The following is a 263-nucleotide window of genomic DNA, read 5'->3' on the forward strand; positions in this document are numbered from 1 at the left end:
GGTTTACCTGTTTGAGTCGCACCTTGGATATCAGTTGTTTCAGCTGGTGTCGCTGTTGGGCTTACTGGAACAATTTCAGGTGTATAAGTTGTATCAACCTTGATACCGTTTGAGCTTTCAGCTTGAACCTTGGCTGGTGTTACAGCACCTGTGTATGATTTATCAGTTGGTGTGAAAGTGACTTGACCAGTAGCTGAATCGATAGAGTAAGTACCGATTTCAGTTGTACCATCAGCGGCATAAGCTGGTGTACTTGTCACTTC

General features: G+C 44.1%; 1 protein-coding gene. It reads right to left on the reverse strand.

The features are described 5' to 3' along the window. Nucleotides 1-263, reverse strand: a 263-nt coding sequence (locus HMPREF2619_RS08660) for a hypothetical protein (RefSeq protein ID WP_148130390.1), incomplete at both ends; no start/stop codon positions are given.

Source organism: Streptococcus sp. HMSC074B11 (assembly GCF_001808705.1).
Lineage (GTDB): Bacteria > Bacillota > Bacilli > Lactobacillales > Streptococcaceae > Streptococcus.